The following is a 17811-nucleotide window of genomic DNA, read 5'->3' on the forward strand; positions in this document are numbered from 1 at the left end:
CCCGCGGGGGGGGGGGGGCCCCCCGCGCCCCGGGGGTTTTTGGGGCGGGCCGGGGCCCCCCCCCCCCGGCCCCCCCCAAAAACCCTACTTGGAGTAGAGCTCGACGATCAGCTGCTCCTGGACCTGGGTGTCGATGGCACCACGGGCGGGGAGCGAGTGGACCAGGATCCGCATCTGGCTGGAGATGACCTCGAGCCAGGCCGGAACGGTCCGCTGACCGGCGGTCTCCCGAGCGATGATGAACGGGGTGAGCTCCCGCGACTTCGGCGCGATCTCGACGATGTCGTTGTCGCTGACCCGGTAGCTCGGGATGTCCACCTTGCCGCCGTTGACCTGCACGTGACCGTGCCGGACGGCCTGACGAGCGGCATCGCGGGACGGCGCGAAGCCGGCCCGGTAGACGACGTTGTCGAGCCGCGACTCGAGGATCTTCAGCAGCTCGTCACCAGTCTTGCCGGAGCGACGGTTCGCCTCGTCGTAGTAGCCGCGGAACTGCTTCTCGAGGATGCCGTAGATGCGGGCGCACTTCTGCTTCTCGCGCTTCTGCAGCAGGTACTCGGAGTCCTTGGTACGACCGCGACCGTGCTCGCCCGGCGGGTAGGGCCGAATCTCGATCGGGCACTTCGGCGATTCGCACTTGCTGCCCTTGAGGAACAGCTTGGTCTTCTCGCGACGGCAACGCTTGCAGTCCGGGCCGACGTAACGGGCCATGTCTTCCTTCTCTCTCGTCCGAAATAGCCCGGTCAGACCCGGCGCCGCTTGGGCGGCCGGCAACCGTTGTGCGGGGTGGGGGTGACGTCCTGAATGGTGCCGACCTCGAGACCAGCCGCCTGCAGCGACCGGATCGCGGTCTCCCGGCCGGAGCCCGGGCCCTTCACGAACACGTCCACCTTGCGCATGCCGTGCTCCTGCGCCTTGCGCGCGGCGTTCTCAGCGGCCATCTGCGCGGCGTACGGCGTCGACTTACGCGAGCCCTTGAAGCCCACGTGGCCGGCGGACGCCCACGAGATCACGTTCCCGGTCGGGTCCGTGATCGAGACGATGGTGTTGTTGAAGGTGCTCTTGATGTGCGCGTGCCCGTGGGCGACGTTCTTCTTCTCCTTGCGTCGAACCTTCTTGACGCCAGGACCTGTGCGAGTCTTGGGAGGCATGTGCTTTCGTGATCTCCGTCTACGAGGTCGTCGGTCAACGGCCGGTGGTGCCACCCCGAGATCTGGTCATCAAGGGCGGCGCGACCGGTGACTACTTCTTGCCGGCCTTCTTCTTGCCGGCGATGGCGCGACGTGGGCCCTTGCGGGTGCGGGCGTTGGTGTGCGTCCGCTGACCGTGCACAGGAAGGTTGCGCCGGTGACGGATGCCCTGGTAGCAGCCGATCTCCATCTTGCGGCGGATGTCCTGCTTGATCTCCCGCTGCAGGTCGCCCTCGACGCGGTAGTGCCCGTCGATCCATTCACGAAGCCTGATGACCTCGTCCTCGCTGAGGTCACGGACCCGGGTGTCCGGGTTGACCCCGGTCGCGACCAGGGTCTCCTTCGCGCGGGTGCGGCCGATCCCGAAGATGTAGGTCAGGCCGATCTCGACCCGCTTCTCACGGGGAAGGTCAACGCCCGAAAGGCGTGCCATGAAGGTGGTTCCTTCCTGCTTCGGAGGTATCGGGCGTCGCCGTCCTCATCGGTCAACCAGACCGACGAGGCCCCGGCCTCCGACCGGGGGTTGTGACACGGGCTGCCGCATCCAGAACGCTTGCGGCCCCACCGCGCCCTGACGACGCTTGATGTGTAGCTGCGCCTGACTATCCCGCTTGAGGATTCGCCCGGCCGGAACTCCGGCGGCGGACTTCAGGTCACACCATGCGGGGATCAGACTACTCCCCTGTCCGTTGGCTCCAGCTCACCGGCTGAGGCCCCCGCACGAGCCAAGCTCGCTGCCCGGGTCGGAGGTCGCCCTCCGAAACTGACGTTCCGAGCGGAATCCGGCGGGAGGCTGACCGCGGCTCGGCGGGCAGCCTCCAACGCTCGGGTCTCAGCCCTGGCGCTGCTTGTGACGCAGGTTGTCGCAGATGACCATGACACGCCCGTGCCGACGGATCACCTTGCACTTGTCGCAGATCTTCTTGACGCTCGGCTTGACCTTCACGGCTGCCGTTACCTCCTGCGCGCAGCCGCGGGCCGCGCTTGAGTCAGTCAACAAGGGAACCGGGACCACCCCGGCCGAGCTAGGCCCGACCACAGGTATTCCTGGCTGTCGGGGCCCCGAGATCCATTCCAGCAGATCTTGTTCGGAAGCACCCTGAGCAGCTAACCCCCCGGTCGAGCGAAGCTCGACAGCGGGGGTTCCAGGGGGTCGCCCCCCTGGGCAGACATCAAGTGAGTCGGAACGGGGAGCGCAGTCCGCGACCACACTCCACCCCGACTCACTTGTAGCGGTAGACGATGCGTCCGCGGGACAGGTCGTAGGGCGACAGCTCGACGACCACCCGGTCCTCCGGAAGAATCCGGATGTAGTGCTGGCGCATCTTGCCGCTGATGTGGGCGAGAACGCGGTGCCCGTTCTGCAGCTCAACCCGAAACATGGCGTTCGGGAGCGGCTCGACGACCCGGCCCTCGATCTCGATTGCCCCGTCCTTCTTCGGCATGTCCTCCACTGTCCTGACGTGTGCGACCCTCGGGGCGGTCGCCCCAGAAGCAAACAGTCCGAGCCATCGGGAAACCGGCGGAAGCCGGGCTACCACGATGGCCGACCCGGTGGCCCAGACAGCCGCGCCCGTCAGGAACGCCCAGCACAGCCAGTCGCCGATGACTGGGCGATCGTGAATCCGTCCGTTGCCAGCCAGGCCGGAGACCCCGCCCGGGCAATCTCGCCCAGGCAAAGCCGACGCTAGAGATGGCAGACGCGAGAGACCACCGCCTTGAGAGTCTACGCGCCCACTTCGTCAAGGGCGAATCAGCGCCGCGGCCCTCCGGCGTCGGAGCGACAGCGTGGTCCACCTTCGGCGGACGCTGAGCCCACCTCGGCGCCCACCTCGGCGGACCCTGAGCCCACCTCGGCGGACGCCTGGATCAGGACTTTGCCTCCGCGGGCGCGCCGCAGGCGATCCCCAGCTCCGCGAACCTGGCGGCGCCGCCGTCGTGCGCGGTCAGCACCCACGGGCCCCGTGGGGTGACGGCGACCGAGTGCTCGGTGTGTGCCGCCCAGGAACCGTCGACGGTCGACACGGTCCAGTCGTCGTCGAGCACCCTGGTGTCCGGCGAGCCCATGGTGATCATCGGCTCGATCGCGAGCGCGAGGCCGGCGACCAGCTTGATACCGCGGCCGGCCCGGCCGTGGTTGAGGATGTGGGGCGGCTGGTGCATCTCGGTACCGATGCCGTGACCGCCGTAGTTGTCGACGATGCCGAAGCCGCGCGGCGCGACGTGCTGCTCGACGGCGTGCGAGATGTCGGTCAGCCGGCCGCCGAGCTGGGCCGCGGCCAGGCCCGCCCACAGCGAGTCCTCACAGACCTTGATCATCTCTAGGATCGCGGGGTCGACCGTGCCGACCGGCACTGTGATGGCCGCGTCGCCGTGCCAACCGTCGACGATGGCGCCACAGTCGATCGAGATGATGTCGCCGTCGTGCAGCACCCGCTTGCGGTTCGGGATCGCGTGCACGACCTCGTCGTTCACCGAGCTGCAGATCGACGCCGGATACGGCGGATGCGCGTAGCCCTTGAACGACGGGATGCCGCCGCCGGCGCGGATGGTCTTCTCAGCCACCGCGTCCAGGTCGGCGGTCGTGGCACCGGGGACCGCGGCCTCCCGCAGCCGGTCGAGTGCCTGCGCGACCAGCAACCCGGCGACCCGCATCTTGGCGATCTCCGCCGCCGTCTTGATCTGGACGTGCTCTCGTCGCGCCATAACCCTTGTCCCGGTCTTCGCTCTCGTTCGCGGTGCCCCCGCGGCCGATCCGGGCAGGCCAGCCCAGGTGGGCCGACCGGCCCGCGTGGTCACCGACGGGGCTTCTGGAACGACGATAGTCCTCAGTCACCAACTAGGCCGCTGGTGGATCTTGTCCACCGTGCCTCACGACCCGACCGTGCTACGAGCGAACCGCTCAGGCGCCGTGGTGACGCAGCGCGTCGATCGCGCGCTCGGTGACGTTGTCCACCGGACCGGTGGCGTCGATTCCGATCAGCACCCCACGCTCCGCGTACCAGGACACCAGCGGCGCGGTCTGCTCGGCGTAGACCTCCAGGCGGTGCCGGATGGTCTCGGCCCGGTCGTCGTCGCGCTGGAACAGCGCGCCGTTGCACCGGTCGCAGACGTCCTCCACGGTGGGCGGGTCGAAGTCCACGTGCCAGATGTGCCCGCACGAGCGGCAGGTCCGCCGGCCGGACAGCCGCCGCACCACCTCGTCGTCATCCACGACGAGCTCGAGCACCACGTCGAGCTGGGTGCCCATCGCGTCGAGCATCCCGGCGAGCACCTCGGCCTGCGGGACGTTGCGGGGGAATCCATCCAGCAGGAAGCCCTTGACCGCGTCGTCCTCGGCAAGGCGGTTGCGCACCATACCGATCGTGATCTCGTCGGGAACGAGGTCACCCGCGTCCATGTAGTGCTTGGCCTGGATACCGAGCTCCGTGCCTTCTCGGACGTTCGCACGGAAGATGTCACCGGTAGAGATCTTGGGAATCGACCGCGCCGAGGCGATGAACGCGGCCTGCGTACCCTTGCCTGCTCCCGGTGGTCCGACCAGTACGAGGCGCACTACCGGAGGAAGCCTTCGTAGTTGCGGAGCATGAGCTGGCTCTCGATCTGCTTCACGGTCTCCAGTCCCACCCCCACCATGATCAGCACCGACGTCCCCGCGAAGGGGAAGGGCTGGTCCTTCGTCAGGTTCAGCAACGCGAGCGGAAGAACTGTGATCACCCCCAGGAACAGCGAACCCGGCAGGGTGATCCGGGAGAGGACGTGATCAAGATACTCGGCGGTGGGGCGCCCGGGCCTGATGCCCGGGATGAACCCTCCGTACTTCTTCATGTTGTCGGCGACCTCGCTCGGATTGAACGTGATCGCGACATAGAAGTACGTGAAGAAGATGATGAGCAGCCCGTAGGTCGCTAGATAGAGCGGATGGTCACCTTTCGACAGGTAACGAGTCTCGAAGTCCTGGAAGCCCTTGTTGTTCCACACCTGGCCGACCAGCTGCGGCAGCTGTAGCAGCGACGAGGCGAAGATGACGGGGATGACACCCGCCTGGTTCACCTTGATCGGCAGGTAGGTCGACGTCCCGCCGTACATGCGTCGGCCGATCAGGCGTTTGGCGTACTGCACCGGGATGCGGCGCTGCGACTGTTCGACGAGGATGACGAAGACGACGATCGCCAGGCCCAGCAGGCAGACCAGGGTGAAGACGACGCCGCCGGCGACCTGGAGGATCGCGGTGCCCTGGGACGGCAGCCGGGAGGCGATCGAGGTGAAGATCAGCAGCGACATGCCGTTACCGATGCCACGGGCGGTGATCAGCTCACCGAGCCACATGATCACGCCCACGCCCGCGGTCATCGTGATGACGATCGTCGCGATGCGGAAGAGGCTGGTGTCCGGGATGATCTGGACCGAGCAGTCCGGGAAGAGCCGGCCGCTGCGAGCCAGCGCCACGATGCCGGTCGCCTGGAGGATGCCGAGCGCGATGGTCAGGTAGCGGGTGTACTGGGTGATCTTCTGTTCACCCGCGCTGCCTTCCTTCTTGAGCTGCTCAAGCCGCGGAATGACCACGACGAGCAGCTGAAGGATGATGCTGGAGGTGATGTAGGGCATGATGCCCAGCGCGAAGATCGACAACTGCAGCAGCGCGCCGCCGCTGAACAGGTTGATCAGCGAGTAGACGTTGCTCGCGCCCGTGCTCGCGGTACTCAGGCAGGTGTGCACCGCGCCGTACGAGACACCGGGCGCGGGCAGGACGCTGCCGATCCGGAACAGGATCACGATCCCGAACGTGAAAAGCAGCTTCTTGCGCAGGTCGGGCGTGCGGAAAGCCCGCGTGAAGGCGGTGAGCACGGCTCCTCCTGCAGGGGGGAAGTACACGAACGAGAGACGGCGACGGTCCGCCGGACGAGCTGTCCGATGGATGTTCCGGACGCCGTGAGGCGACTGTAACAGCACCTGAGGCTCACGAGTCCCGACATCACCTCCGCGGAGGTCAGTCAGAAACCCGCGGCCCCCACGGGCTCACCGGGCCACCGGCAGCCGAGCGGACCCGGTGCCTGGACCCAGTGTTCACCGAAAGGGGACGGACGCGCCCGCGCCCGTCCCCGATCTCACACTTCGGTGACACTGCCGCCGGCAGCGGCGATCTTGTCACGGGCGGAACCCGAGAACGCGTGCGCGCTCACCTGCAGCGCGACGCCGAGGTCCCCGTCACCGAGCACCTTGACGAGCGCGTTCTTACGGACGGCGCCAGCCTTCACGAGCTCGTCGACACCCACCTGGCCGCCCTGCGGGAACAGTTCGGCGAGGGTGGCGACGTTGACCACCTGGTACTCGGTGCGCCAGCGGTTCTTGAAGCCCTTGAGCTTCGGGATCCGCATGTGCAGCGGCATCTGGCCACCCTCGAAGGTGGCAGGCACCTGCTTGCGCGCCTTGGAGCCCTTGGTGCCACGACCGGCGGTCTTGCCCTTGGAGCCTTCACCGCGACCGACCCGCATCTTGGGCCGGTTCGCGCCCGGCGCGGGACGCAGGTGGTGCAGCTTCAGCGCCCGGCCACGATCGGCCGCGCTCGCCTCGGGGGCTTCCTTGGTCAGTTCGGCCATCTCAGTTCACTTCCTCGACCGTCACCAGGTGCGCCACGGTCCGGATCATGCCCCGGATCTGCTGGGTGTCCTCGCGCACGGTAGACGCGTTGATCTTCCGCAGGCCCAGGGTCTTCAGCGTCGCCCGCTGGTTGTGGGTACCGCCGATCGGCGACCGGACCTGAGTGATCCGCAGAGATGCCATCACGCACCCGCTCCGGCGGCCGCCCGCGCCCGCAGCATCGCCGGCGGGGCAACGTCCTCCAGCGGCAGGCCGCGGCGCGCCGCGATCTCCTCGGGACGAGTCAGCCCGCGCAGCGCGGCGACGGTCGCGTGCACGATGTTGATCGGGTTGGACGAGCCGAGCGACTTCGACAGCACGTCGTGCACGCCCGCGCACTCAAGCACCGCGCGCACCGGGCCGCCGGCGATGACACCGGTACCCGGGGAAGCCGGCTTGAGCAGCACGACGCCGGCCGCGGCCTCGCCCTGGATCGGGTGCGGGATCGTCGAGCCGATCCGCGGCACCTTGAAGAAGTGCTTCTTGGCCTCCTCGACGCCCTTGGCGATCGCCGCGGGCACCTCCTTGGCCTTGCCGTAGCCGACGCCGACGGTGCCGTCCGCGTCTCCGACCACGACGAGCGCGGTGAAGCTGAACCGGCGGCCACCCTTGACGACCTTGGCGACACGGTTGATCGCGACGACGCGCTCGACGTAGGCGGTCTTCTCCTGCGCCGGGCCGCCGCCTGAGCGGTCCCGGCGCTCACGGCGGTCGGAACCGCCGGTGCCGCCGCCACGGCGCTGCTGGCCTGGCATCTAGAACATCTCCTTAGTCATGGTCATCAGAAGTCCAGCCCAGCCTCGCGGGCCGCGTCGGCCAGCGCCGCGATCCGGCCGTGGTAGGTACGCCCACCCCGGTCGAACACGACAGTGGACAGCCCGGCGGCCTTCGCGCGCTCGGCGACCAGCTTGCCGACCTCGCGGGCCAGCACTGTCTTGTCGCCGTCGGCCGTACGCAGCGAGGCGTCCAGCGTCGAGGCGGCAGCGAGGGTGTGACCGGCGACGTCGTCGATGACCTGCGCGTAGATGTGCCGCGAGGAGCGCGTGACGACGAGGCGCGGACGGATCGGGGTCCCGGTGACGCGCTTGCGGACCCGGGCGTGACGGCGGAGCCGAGAGATCCGGCGCCGGGAACTGGCGGTGAGGCTCACAGCCATGATCTATCTCCTACTTCCCGGTCTTCCCGACCTTGCGGCGGACGACCTCGCCCTGGTACCGCACGCCCTTGCCCTTGTACGGGTCGGGCTTGCGCAGGCCACGGATCTTGGCGGAGACCTCGCCGACGAGCTGCTTGTCGATGCCGTGCACGACGAAGCGGGTCGGGGTCTGTACCTCGAACCGAATGCCCTCCGGCGCCTTGACCGGCACCGGGTGACTGAAACCGAGCGCGAACTCCAGGTCGGAGCCCTTGGCCTGCACGCGGTATCCGACGCCGACGATCTCCAGCGTCTTCGAGTAGCCCGCGGTGACACCGATGACCATGTTGGAGACCAGCGTCCGGGTCAGGCCGTGCAGCGCGCGTGAGTTGCGCTCGTCGTCCGGACGAGCGACCACGACCTGGCCCTCTTCCTGGGCGACCGTGATCGGCTCTACGACGGTGTGCGAGAGGGTGCCCTTCGGGCCCTTCACGGTGACGTGCTGGCCATCGAGGGACACCTCGACGCCGCTCGGCACCGAAATCGGCAGACGGCCGATGCGAGACATCTCGGGACCCCCTACCAGACGTAGGCGAGGACTTCCCCGCCCACCTTCCGCTTACCGGCCTGCCGATCGGTGAGCAGCCCTGACGACGTGGAGATGATCGCCACGCCCAGGCCGCCGAGCACCTTCGGCAGGTTGGTGGACTTCGCGTACACACGCAGACCGGGCTTGCTGATGCGCTTCACGCCGGCGATCGAGCGCTCCCGGTTGGGGCCGTACTTGAGGTCCACGATCAGGTTCTTGCCGGGGCCCGCCTCGGGCTCCTCAACGTGCCAGCCGAGGATGTAGCCCTCCTGCTGGAGGATCTCGGCGACGTGCACCTTGATCTTGCTGTGCGGCATCACCACCCGGTCGTGGTACGCCCGGTTGGCATTGCGGATGCGCGTGAGCATGTCCGCAATCGGATCGGTCATCGTCATTGGGTGACGCCTTCCTCACGGCGGTTCCCGGCGCCCCTCGTGGGCTCGGGCCTACCGCGACTGGGTGGTGTTACAGATCACCCGCGTCACGCGGGCAAAGTACCAGTCTGCTCCACGCGATGAAGCCGCCTGTCAGCAGGCGGCTCCATCGGGCCGAACAGCGGTACCAGCTGTACCGAACTGCCCCCGACTACCAGGAGCTCTTGGTGATCCCGGGCAGCTCGCCGCGGTGCGCCATCTGCCGCAGGCAGATCCGGCACAGCCCGAACACCCGGTACACCGAGCGCGGCCGGCCACACCGCTGACAGCGGGTGTAGCCACGGACCGCGTACTTCGGCTTGCTGGCGGCCTTCTCGATCAGAGCCTTCTTCGCCATACTTCTAGTTCTCCCGGAACGGGAAGCCCAGCGCGCGCAGAAGCGCCCGGCCCTCGTCGTCAGTCGTCGCGGTGGTGACGACCGTGATGTCCATGCCGCGCACCCGGTCGATCCTGTCGATGTCGATCTCGTGGAAGATCGACTGCTCGGTCACGCCGAACGTATAGTTTCCGCGCCCGTCGAACTGCTTGGGCGACAGGCCGCGGAAGTCCCGGATGCGGGGCAGCGCGATCGAGACGAGCCGGTCGAGGAATTCCCACATCCGGTCGCCGCGCAGGGTCACCTTCGCGCCGATCGGCATGCCCTCACGCAGCTTGAACTGCGCGATGGACTTCGTCGCCCGCCGGACGGCCGGCTTCTGGCCGGTGATGGCGGCCAGGTCCTTCAGTGCGCCGTCGATGAGCTTGGCGTCGCGGGCCGCGTCGCCGACACCCATGTTGACGACGACCTTCACGACGCCCGGGATCTGCATGACGTTCGCATAGCTGAACTGCTCACGCAGGCCTGGCGCGATTTCCTCGCGATAGCGCTGCTTGAGCCGCGGCACGGCCGGAGCCTCGGTAGTCACAGTCATTGGAATCCGATCCCTACAACTCGGCACCGGTACGGCGCGAGATCCGCACCTTGGTACCGTCCTCGTTGATCTTGTATCCGACGCGGGTCGGCTTCCCGTCGCTCGGGTCCACGACCGCGACGTTGCTGACGTGGATCGGAGCCTCCTGGGTGACGATGCCACCCGACTGCGAACCACGGGTCGTGGTCTGGACGCGGGTGTGCCGGGTGACCCGGTTCGCGCCCTCGACGACGACCTTGCGCTCGTCGGGGATGGCGCGGATGACCTTCCCCTTGAGCCCGCGGTCCTTGCCGGAAATGACCTGGACCGTGTCGCCCTTTTTGATCTTCATACCGGCCACGGTCTAAAGCACCTCCGGCGCCAGCGAAATAATCTTCATGAACTTCTTGTCCCGCAGCTCGCGGCCGACCGGCCCGAAGATGCGGGTGCCCCTGGGGTCGCCGCCGTCACGGATGAGCACGGCTGCGTTCTCGTCGAACCGGATGTAGGAGCCGTCCGGTCGCCGGCGCTCCTTGGTGGTGCGCACCACGACCGCCTTCACCACGTCGCCGCGCTTCACGCCGGCGCCGGGCAGGGCGTCCTTCACCGTGCCGACGATGATGTCGCCGATCCCCGCGTACCGACGACCCGAGCCGCCGAGAACGCGGATGCACAGGATCTCCCGCGCGCCCGTGTTGTCGGCGACCCTAAGGCGCGTCTCCTGCTGAATCACTTCAAGCTCCTGACCCGCTTGCGGCGAATTTCCTTGTGAGCCTTTTCAGTCTTGTCTGGTTCGTCGAGCCAGCCGCCGCATCGGACGGCGACCGAAAAGGCTCATTTCACCGTTGAAGCCGCCGCACCGGGAGGCTTCGCCCATCAACCCCGGTCGGCCCGCCGCTTGCGCGGCAGGCCCCGGGACGCTTACTACTTGGCCTTCTCCAGGACGCGGACGACGCGCCAGCGCTTGGTGGCCGACAGCGGACGGGTCTCCATCAGGAGGACCCGGTCGCCGACGCCGCAAGCGCTTTCCTCGTCGTGCGCCTTGATCTTCTTGGTGCGGCGGATCGTCTTGCCGTAGAGCGGGTGCTGGACCCGGTCCTCCACCGCCACGATGACCGTCTTCTGCATCTTGTCGCTGACGACCAGGCCCTCGCGGACCTTGCGGAAGCCGCGCTCGGCGGCCCCCGCCTCGGTCGTGGTCTCGTCTGCCATCGTCACTCCGCTTCGTCAGCCGGGCCGGCCGCCGGGTCGACGGTGAGGCCGAGCTCGCGCTCCCGCATCACCGTGTAGATCCGGGCGATCTCGTGCTTGACGGCCCGCAGCCGCCGATTGTTGGAGAGCTGGCCGGTCGCGTTCTGGAACCGGAGGTTGAACAGCTCCTCCTTGGCCTCGCGGAGCTTGTCCACCAGGTCGGCGCCGGACAGCGCCCGCAGGTCGTCCGCGGAGGTCGCGACAGCCATCACGCACCACCTTCACGGGTCACGAACCGGCACTTCATCGGGAGCTTGTGGATCGCGCGGCGCATGGCCTCGCGGGCCACCGGCTCGGCAACACCGGACAGCTCGAACATGATCCGACCGGGCTTGACGTTGGCGATCCACCACTCGGGCGAGCCCTTACCGGAACCCATGCGGGTCTCGGCCGGCTTCTTGGTGAGCGGGCGGTCCGGGTAGATGTTGATCCAGACCTTGCCACCACGCCGGATGTGCCGGGTCATGGCGATACGAGCCGACTCGATCTGCCGGTTCGTCACGTACGCCGGCTCAAGCGCCTGGATCGCGAAATCGCCGAAGGCGATGCTCGTCCCGCCCTTGGCAGCACCGGTCCGCTTGGGGTGGTGCTGCTTGCGGTGCGCCACCTTACGAGGGATAAGCATTGTCCTACTCCTCCGCCTTCTCCGGCGCTGCCGTCTCGACGGCGGCCGGCGTCGGCGACACATCCGGGGTCACGACCGCGGCGGCGGTCGTCTCCGGCGCGGCGGTGGCCTCGGCCTCGACGGGCGCCTCGGCCGGAGCCTCGACAGCCGCCGTCTGGGGCTTGCCGCCCCGGCGCTCGCCACGGTCGCCACGCTCACGCGCGGCCGCGGCGCGGCCAGCCTCGGTACCACCCGTGGTCGTCCCGGACGAGCCGGAGCGCGGGCCACGGCGGGCGGGACGCTCCCGGCGGTGCTGACGGGTCAGCGCCTCCTGGGCCTCACGCTCGGCGCGGCTCTGCACGATGTCGCCCTTGTAGATCCAGACCTTCACGCCGATCCGGCCGAAGGTCGTGCGGGCCTCGTAGAAGCCGTAGTCGATGTCCGCCCGCAGGGTGTGCAGCGGCACCCGGCCCTCGCGGTAGAACTCCGACCGGCTCATCTCGGCGCCGCCCAGACGTCCGGAGCACTGCACCCGGATGCCCTTGGCTCCGCCCTTCATGGCGGTCTGCATCGCCTTGCGCATCGCGCGGCGGAAGCTGACCCGGCTGGAGAGCTGCTCGGCCACGCCCTGCGCGACGAGCTGCGCGTCCACCTCGGGGTTCTTGACCTCGAGGATGTTCAGCTGGACCTGCTTGCCGGTCAGCTTCTCGAGGTCACCGCGGATACGGTCGGCCTCCGCGCCGCGGCGGCCGATGACGATGCCCGGCCGAGCGGTGTGGATGTCGACGCGCAGCCGACCCTGGGTCCGCTCGATGTCGACCCGGCTGATGCCGGCCCGCTCCATGCCCTTGGACATCATCTTGCGAATCTTGACGTCCTCGCCGACATACGCCTTGTACTGCTTGTCGGCGTACCAGCGCGACGTGAACTCCGACGTGATGCCCAGTCGGAACCCGTGCGGGTTTACCTTCTGCCCCACTACCGGGCCCTCCTGTTGCTCTTGGCGCCGTCCGCGGCCGGGGCCACGCTCTCCACCACGATCGTGATGTGGCTGGTCCGCTTGCGGATGCGGTAGGCCCGGCCCTGAGCGCGCGGACGAATCCGCTTCAGCGTCGGGCCCTCGTCCACGTACGCCTCGCCGATGAACAGCGTGTCCGGGTCGAGGCCGTGGTTGTTCTCGGCGTTCGCGATGGCGCTGTGCAGCACCTTGTAGACGTCGGTGCTCGCGGACTGCGCGGCGAACGTGAGGATGTCGAGCGCCTCCTTGGCGTTGCGGCCGCGGACGAGGTCCACGACACGACGCGCCTTGGTCGGCGAGATCCGGACGTAGCGGGCCGTGGCCTTCGCGCCGGGCAGACCGGCCCTGGTCAGGCCGTCAACGAGATCGTCAGCCACGGCGTGACCTCCGGTCTTCCTTCACGTGGCCCCGGAAGGTCCGAGTCGGGGCGAACTCCCCGAGCTTGTGACCGACCATGCCCTCCGTGATGAACACCGGAACATGCTTGCGGCCGTCGTGCACCGCGATGGTGTGGCCCAGCATGTCCGGAATGATCGTCGAGCGCCGCGACCACGTCTTGATGACGTGCTTGGTGCCCTTCTCGTTCTGGACGTCCACCTTCTTGAGCAGGTGGTCGTCGACGAACGGGCCCTTCTTCAGGCTGCGTGGCATTGTGTCTCCTCCTCCCTGCTCAGTGGATTCCAGCAGCCGCGCAAAAGCGGCTTTCAGCTACGGCGCTCACCGGCGCTTCGCCTTCTTGCGGTTGCTCACGATCAGCTTGTCGCTGGCCTTGCGAGTGGCCCTGGTCCGGCCCTCGGGGCGGCCCTTCGGGTTCACCGGGTGGCGACCACCGGAGGTCTTGCCCTCACCACCGCCGTGCGGGTGGTCGACCGGGTTCATGGCGACACCACGCACGGTCGGGCGACGGCCCTTCCAGCGCATCCGGCCGGCCTTGCCCCAGTTGATGTTGCTCTGCTCGGCGTTGCCGACCTCGCCGACCGTCGCGCGGCAGCGGACGTCGACCTTGCGCATCTCACCGGACGGCATCCGCAGCTGGGCGTACGGACCGTCCTTCGCGACGAGCTGGACGCTCACGCCGGCGCTACGGGCGATCTTGGCACCGCCGCCGGGCCGCAGCTCGACGTTGTGGATCACAGTACCGGTCGGGATGTTGCGCAGCGGCAGGGCGTTGCCCGGCTTGATGTCCGCGCCGACACCCGAGCTGACCGTGTCACCCTGCTTCAGCTTCACCGGGGCGACGATGTACCGCTTCTCGCCGTCCGCGTAGTGCAGCAGCGCGATCCGGGCGGTGCGGTTCGGGTCGTACTCGATGTGCGCGACCTTGGCCGGCACGCCGTCCTTGTCCCGACGGAAGTCGATGACGCGGTAGGCGCGCTTGTGGCCGCCACCCTGGTGACGGGTGGTGATCCGGCCGTGCGCGTTGCGGCCACCCTTGGAGTGCAGCGGGCGGACAAGCGACTTCTCCGGGTGATCACGCGTGATCTCGGCGAAGTCGGCCACGCTCGAGCCGCGGCGCCCCGGAGTGGTGGGCTTGTAACGACGAATTCCCATGACTAATCCAGCTCTCCGTTACGCGCCCGGCCCACCGAAGATCTCGATGGAGTCGCCGGGGGCGAGGCTGACCATGGCGCGCTTGGTGGCCTTGCGCTGGCCCCAGCCGTACTTGGTCCGCTTGCGCTTGCCGGCCCGGTTGATGGTGTTGACGCTCAGCACCCGGACGTTGAAGATCTGCTGGATCGCGATCTTGATCTGGGTCTTGTTCGCGTCCGGGCGGACGATGAACGTGTAGACGTTCTCGTCGAGCAGGCCGTAGCTCTTCTCCGAGACAACCGGCTTCAGGATGATGTCCCGCGGGTCGGGGATCACTGGTCTGCCTCCTGCGCCTTGCCCCGGCCGACGAACGAGGCGAGCGCGCCCTGGGTGAAGACGACGTCGTCGCTGATCATCACGTCGTAGGTGTTCAGCTGGCCCGGGTCGAGCAGGTGCACCGTCGAGACGTTGCGCAGGCTCTTCCAGGTGAGTTCGTCGGTCCGCTCCACGACGACCAGCACCCGCCGGCTGTTCGCGATCTCCAGCAGCGCGCTGAGCGCGGCCTTCGTCGACGGCGTCTCGCCGTCCACGAACGAGGAGACGACGTGCACCCGGTTGTTGCGGGCCCGGTCCGAGAGGGCACCGCGCAGCGCGGCGGCCTTCATCTTCTTCGGGGTCCGCTGGTCGTAGTTGCGCGGCGTCGGGCCGTGAACCGTGCCACCGCCGGCGAACTGCGGGGCCCGCAGCGAGCCCTGCCGCGCGCGGCCGGTGCCCTTCTGCCGGTACGGCTTCTTGCCGCCACCCCTGACCTCACCGCGGGTCTTGGTGTCGTGGGTGCCCTGGCGGGCCGAGGCCTGCTGGGCCACGACGACCTGGTGGATCAGCGGGACGTTCACCTGAACGTCGAAGATCTCGCCAGGAAGCTCCGCGGTGCCACCCTCGCCACCCGCCGGGGCGTGGACCGTGACGGTCCGCGCCTCACCGACGGGAGCCTTACGAAACGTGGTGCTCACGCCGACACCTCAACCTTCTGGGCGTCCGACGGTGCGAAGTCGGCCGGCGCGGGCCGCTTGGCGGCGCTGCGCACGAAGACCAGCCCGCCGTCCACACCGGGAACCGCGCCCTTGATCAGCAGCAGGCCCCGCTCGGCGTCGACCGCGTGCACGGTCAGGCCGGCGACGGTGACCCGCACGTTGCCCATGCGGCCGGCCATCCGCAGGCCCTTGAAGACCCGGCCCGGAGTGGCGCAACCGCCGACCGAGCCCGGCGAGCGGTGCTTGCGCTCGACGCCGTGACCGGCGCCCAGGCCCTTGAAGCCGTGCCGCTTCATGACACCCGCGAAGCCCTTGCCCTTCGAGGTGCCCGTGACGTCCACGACCGTGCCCGCGTCGAAGACCGAGCCGTCGAGCTGGAGGCCCGCGCTGTAGTTGCCCGCGTCGGCGGTCCGCAGCTCGGCCAGGTGGCGGCGCGGAGTCACACCGGCGGCGGCGAAATGGCCCCGGGTCGGCTTGTTGGTCTTCCGGGGGTCGATCTCGCCGTAGCCCAGCTGCACGGCCGCATATCCGTCGTTGTCCGGGGTTTTCACCTGGGTCACGACGTTAGGACCGGCCTGGATCACGGTGATCGGTACGACGCGGTTCTGCGCGTCCCAGACCTGGGTCATCCCGAGCTTGGTGCCCAGGAGCCCCCTGTAATTTCGGTTGAGCATGGCTGCGCCCGGCCCCTTACAGCTTGATCTCGATGTCGACGCCGGCGGGGAGGTCGAGGCGCATAAGCGAGTCGACCGTCTTCGGCGTCGGGTCAAGGATGTCAATGAGCCGCTTGTGCGTGCGCATCTCGAAGTGCTCGCGGCTGTCCTTGTACTTGTGCGGCGACCGGATGACGCAGTAGATGTTCTTCTCCGTCGGCAGCGGCACCGGACCCGCGACCTGCGCCCCGGTCCGCGTCACGGTCTCGACGATCTTACGCGCCGAGCTGTCGATGACCTCGTGGTCATAGGCCTTGAGCCGGATGCGGATCTTCTGTGCCGCCATGGTGGGCTTCGCCTGTCCTGTCTGTCTCGTCACCCGGGGTACCGCGACCGGGCTCCGGGATTGCACCGGTCGCCGGGCGTACCACTTCCTTCTTGCCCCGCTCCCGGACGTTCCGGGTTCAGGAACCCATACCGCCGAGCGGAGCCGAGGCCCCGCCGGCGGCGGTCATGCTTCGAGCAAACGGAGGGAGGTGCTGCGCGCGGACCTTTCGGCACCGCGCGCGGCACCTCCCACCCACTACTTGACGACCTTCAGAACCTGGCCGGCGCCGACGGTACGGCCACCCTCACGGATGGCGAACCGCAGGCCCTCCTCCATGGCGATGGGCTGGATCAGCTCAACGACCATCTCGGTGTTGTCGCCCGGCATGACCATCTCGGTGCCCTCGGGGAGGGTCACGACGCCGGTCACGTCGGTCGTCCGGAAGTAGAACTGCGGCCGGTAGTTGTTGAAGAACGGCGTGTGGCGGCCGCCTTCGTCCTTGTTCAGGATGTAGACGCGGGCCTCGAACACGGTGTGCGGCGTGATGCTCTTCGGCTTCACGACGACCTGGCCGCGCTCGACGTCCTCACGCTTGATGCCGCGCAGGAGCAGACCGACGTTGTCACCGGCCTGGCCCTGGTCGAGCAGCTTGCGGAACATCTCGACACCCGTGACCGTGGTGGTCTGGGTCTCGTTCTTGATGCCCACGATCTCGACGGTCTCCGACACCTTGACGATGCCGCGCTCGACTCGACCGGTGACGACGGTTCCACGACCGGTGATCGTGAAGACGTCCTCGATCGGCATCAGGAACGGCTTCTCGATGTCGCGCACCGGCTCGGGGATCGACTCGTCGACCGCGGCCATGAGCTCGAGGAGCTTCTCGCCCCACTCCTTGTCGCCCTCAAGGGCCTTCAGAGCGGAGACGCGGATGACCGGAACGTCGTCACCCGGGAACTCGTACTGGCTGAGCAGCTCGCGAACCTCGAGCTCGACGAGCTCCAGGATCTCCTCGTCGTCGACCATGTCGGCCTTGTTCAGGGCGACGACGATGTACGGCACGCCGACCTGACGAGCGAGGAGCACGTGCTCCTTCGTCTGCGGCATCGGGCCGTCGGTCGCCGACACGACCAGGATCGCGCCGTCCATCTGCGCGGCACCGGTGATCATGTTCTTGATGTAGTCGGCGTGACCCGGGCAGTCGACGTGCGCGTAGTGCCGGGCGTCCGTCTGGTATTCGACGTGCGCGATGGAGATGGTGATACCGCGGGCCTTCTCCTCGGGCGCCTTGTCGATCTGGTCGAACGGGGTGAACGGGTTCAGGTCCGGGTGGGCGTCGTGCAGGACCTTCGTGATCGCGGCCGTCAGCGTGGTCTTGCCATGGTCGATGTGACCGATGGTGCCAATGTTGACGTGCGGCTTGGTCCGCTCGAACTTCTGCTTCGCCACGGGTGTCCCTCCAAGGACGGGTGGTGTCGTGCTGTGCTCGTCAAAAGATTGCTGGCGGGACGGACC

30 protein-coding genes are annotated in these 17811 nt (G+C 68.1%); all 30 read right to left on the reverse strand.

Annotation, left to right across the window (positions count from 1 at the left end):
* Nucleotides 1–84: 84 nt before the first annotated feature.
* Entirely contained in the window at nt 85–711 is a 627-nt protein-coding gene (gene rpsD / locus I6A60_RS32515; RefSeq protein WP_203024674.1) for a 30S ribosomal protein S4, read from the reverse strand.
* 32 nt (nt 712–743) lie between these two features.
* Entirely contained in the window at nt 744–1151 is a 408-nt protein-coding gene (gene rpsK / locus I6A60_RS32520; protein ID WP_013427303.1) for a 30S ribosomal protein S11, read from the reverse strand.
* A gap of 91 nt (nt 1152–1242) precedes the next feature.
* The gene (gene rpsM / locus I6A60_RS32525) at nt 1243–1623 is read right to left on the reverse strand and encodes a 30S ribosomal protein S13 (protein WP_203024673.1); all 381 of its coding nucleotides are present in this window, start codon (nt 1621–1623) and stop codon (nt 1243–1245) included.
* Between the two features lie 399 nt (nt 1624–2022).
* Nucleotides 2023–2136 carry a 50S ribosomal protein L36 gene (gene rpmJ, locus I6A60_RS32530; protein WP_003956441.1) on the reverse strand — a complete coding sequence of 38 codons (114 nt, stop codon included), beginning with the start codon at nt 2134–2136 and terminating at the stop codon, nt 2023–2025.
* A gap of 277 nt (nt 2137–2413) precedes the next feature.
* Nucleotides 2414–2635 carry a translation initiation factor IF-1 gene (gene infA / locus I6A60_RS32535; protein WP_006541558.1) on the reverse strand — a complete coding sequence of 74 codons (222 nt, stop codon included), beginning with the start codon at nt 2633–2635 and terminating at the stop codon, nt 2414–2416.
* Nucleotides 2636–3059: 424 nt separating this feature from the next.
* Complete coding sequence (gene map / locus I6A60_RS32540; RefSeq protein ID WP_203024672.1) at nt 3060–3896, reverse strand: type I methionyl aminopeptidase; 837 nt, start codon at nt 3894–3896, stop codon at nt 3060–3062.
* A gap of 196 nt (nt 3897–4092) precedes the next feature.
* A complete protein-coding gene (locus tag I6A60_RS32545) occupies nt 4093–4746 on the reverse strand; it encodes an adenylate kinase (protein ID WP_203024671.1) in 654 nt (217 codons plus the stop codon).
* Entirely contained in the window at nt 4746–6038 is a 1293-nt protein-coding gene (gene secY, locus I6A60_RS32550; RefSeq protein WP_203024670.1) for a preprotein translocase subunit SecY, read from the reverse strand. The genes I6A60_RS32545 and secY overlap by 1 nt, the downstream gene beginning before the upstream one ends.
* 260 nt (nt 6039–6298) lie before the next feature.
* A complete protein-coding gene (rplO, locus tag I6A60_RS32555) occupies nt 6299–6790 on the reverse strand; it encodes a 50S ribosomal protein L15 (protein WP_203024669.1) in 492 nt (163 codons plus the stop codon).
* 1 nt (nt 6791) lies between these two features.
* Nucleotides 6792–6974 (reverse strand): 50S ribosomal protein L30, encoded by a 183-nt coding sequence (gene rpmD, locus I6A60_RS32560; RefSeq protein WP_013427309.1) that lies wholly within the window; start codon nt 6972–6974, stop codon nt 6792–6794.
* A complete protein-coding gene (gene rpsE, locus I6A60_RS32565; protein WP_203024668.1) occupies nt 6974–7585 on the reverse strand; it encodes a 30S ribosomal protein S5 in 612 nt (203 codons plus the stop codon). The genes rpmD and rpsE overlap by 1 nt, the downstream gene beginning before the upstream one ends.
* 26 nt (nt 7586–7611) lie before the next feature.
* Nucleotides 7612–7986: a 50S ribosomal protein L18 gene (gene rplR, locus I6A60_RS32570; protein WP_203024667.1), complete on the reverse strand. Its 375-nt coding sequence runs from the start codon at nt 7984–7986 to the stop codon at nt 7612–7614.
* Between the two features lie 10 nt (nt 7987–7996).
* Nucleotides 7997–8533: a 50S ribosomal protein L6 gene (rplF, locus tag I6A60_RS32575; RefSeq protein ID WP_203024666.1), complete on the reverse strand. Its 537-nt coding sequence runs from the start codon at nt 8531–8533 to the stop codon at nt 7997–7999.
* A gap of 11 nt (nt 8534–8544) precedes the next feature.
* The gene (gene rpsH, locus I6A60_RS32580) at nt 8545–8949 is read right to left on the reverse strand and encodes a 30S ribosomal protein S8 (RefSeq protein ID WP_013427313.1); all 405 of its coding nucleotides are present in this window, start codon (nt 8947–8949) and stop codon (nt 8545–8547) included.
* Nucleotides 8950–9139: 190 nt separating this feature from the next.
* On the reverse strand, nt 9140–9325 hold the full coding sequence (locus I6A60_RS32585; protein ID WP_013427314.1) for a type Z 30S ribosomal protein S14: 186 nt from the start codon (nt 9323–9325) through the stop codon (nt 9140–9142).
* A gap of 4 nt (nt 9326–9329) precedes the next feature.
* Nucleotides 9330–9899 (reverse strand): 50S ribosomal protein L5, encoded by a 570-nt coding sequence (gene rplE, locus I6A60_RS32590; RefSeq protein WP_203024665.1) that lies wholly within the window; start codon nt 9897–9899, stop codon nt 9330–9332.
* 13 nt (nt 9900–9912) lie between these two features.
* On the reverse strand, nt 9913–10230 hold the full coding sequence (gene rplX / locus I6A60_RS32595) for a 50S ribosomal protein L24 (protein ID WP_041259765.1): 318 nt from the start codon (nt 10228–10230) through the stop codon (nt 9913–9915).
* Nucleotides 10231–10242: 12 nt separating this feature from the next.
* The gene (rplN, locus tag I6A60_RS32600) at nt 10243–10611 is read right to left on the reverse strand and encodes a 50S ribosomal protein L14 (protein WP_013427317.1); all 369 of its coding nucleotides are present in this window, start codon (nt 10609–10611) and stop codon (nt 10243–10245) included.
* A 191-nt stretch (nt 10612–10802) separates the two neighbouring features.
* The gene (gene rpsQ / locus I6A60_RS32605) at nt 10803–11090 is read right to left on the reverse strand and encodes a 30S ribosomal protein S17 (protein ID WP_203024664.1); all 288 of its coding nucleotides are present in this window, start codon (nt 11088–11090) and stop codon (nt 10803–10805) included.
* Nucleotides 11091–11092: 2 nt separating this feature from the next.
* On the reverse strand, nt 11093–11338 hold the full coding sequence (rpmC, locus tag I6A60_RS32610; protein WP_203024663.1) for a 50S ribosomal protein L29: 246 nt from the start codon (nt 11336–11338) through the stop codon (nt 11093–11095).
* Entirely contained in the window at nt 11338–11754 is a 417-nt protein-coding gene (gene rplP / locus I6A60_RS32615) for a 50S ribosomal protein L16 (protein ID WP_203024662.1), read from the reverse strand. The genes rpmC and rplP overlap by 1 nt, the downstream gene beginning before the upstream one ends.
* Nucleotides 11755–11758: 4 nt before the next feature.
* Nucleotides 11759–12712 carry a 30S ribosomal protein S3 gene (rpsC, locus tag I6A60_RS32620; RefSeq protein WP_203024661.1) on the reverse strand — a complete coding sequence of 318 codons (954 nt, stop codon included), beginning with the start codon at nt 12710–12712 and terminating at the stop codon, nt 11759–11761.
* Nucleotides 12712–13128 (reverse strand): 50S ribosomal protein L22, encoded by a 417-nt coding sequence (rplV, locus tag I6A60_RS32625; RefSeq protein ID WP_203024660.1) that lies wholly within the window; start codon nt 13126–13128, stop codon nt 12712–12714. The genes rpsC and rplV overlap by 1 nt, the downstream gene beginning before the upstream one ends.
* Nucleotides 13121–13402, reverse strand: a complete 282-nt coding sequence (gene rpsS, locus I6A60_RS32630) for a 30S ribosomal protein S19 (protein ID WP_013427323.1) — start codon at nt 13400–13402, stop codon at nt 13121–13123. The genes rplV and rpsS overlap by 8 nt, the downstream gene beginning before the upstream one ends.
* A gap of 66 nt (nt 13403–13468) precedes the next feature.
* Nucleotides 13469–14302: a 50S ribosomal protein L2 gene (rplB, locus tag I6A60_RS32635; RefSeq protein ID WP_013427324.1), complete on the reverse strand. Its 834-nt coding sequence runs from the start codon at nt 14300–14302 to the stop codon at nt 13469–13471.
* 18 nt (nt 14303–14320) lie between these two features.
* Nucleotides 14321–14617 carry a 50S ribosomal protein L23 gene (rplW, locus tag I6A60_RS32640; RefSeq protein WP_013427325.1) on the reverse strand — a complete coding sequence of 99 codons (297 nt, stop codon included), beginning with the start codon at nt 14615–14617 and terminating at the stop codon, nt 14321–14323.
* Entirely contained in the window at nt 14614–15294 is a 681-nt protein-coding gene (gene rplD / locus I6A60_RS32645; protein WP_203024659.1) for a 50S ribosomal protein L4, read from the reverse strand. The genes rplW and rplD overlap by 4 nt, the downstream gene beginning before the upstream one ends.
* Nucleotides 15291–15989: a 50S ribosomal protein L3 gene (rplC, locus tag I6A60_RS32650; RefSeq protein WP_013427327.1), complete on the reverse strand. Its 699-nt coding sequence runs from the start codon at nt 15987–15989 to the stop codon at nt 15291–15293. The genes rplD and rplC overlap by 4 nt, the downstream gene beginning before the upstream one ends.
* 16 nt (nt 15990–16005) lie before the next feature.
* Nucleotides 16006–16314 (reverse strand): 30S ribosomal protein S10, encoded by a 309-nt coding sequence (gene rpsJ / locus I6A60_RS32655; RefSeq protein WP_007514815.1) that lies wholly within the window; start codon nt 16312–16314, stop codon nt 16006–16008.
* A 237-nt stretch (nt 16315–16551) separates the two neighbouring features.
* On the reverse strand, nt 16552–17745 hold the full coding sequence (tuf, locus tag I6A60_RS32660) for an elongation factor Tu (RefSeq protein WP_203024658.1): 1194 nt from the start codon (nt 17743–17745) through the stop codon (nt 16552–16554).
* Nucleotides 17746–17811 lie beyond the last annotated feature (66 nt).

Origin of the sequence: Frankia sp. AgB1.9 (assembly GCF_016786355.1) — a bacterium.
Classification (GTDB): Bacteria; Actinomycetota; Actinomycetes; order Frankiales; family Frankiaceae; genus Pseudofrankia.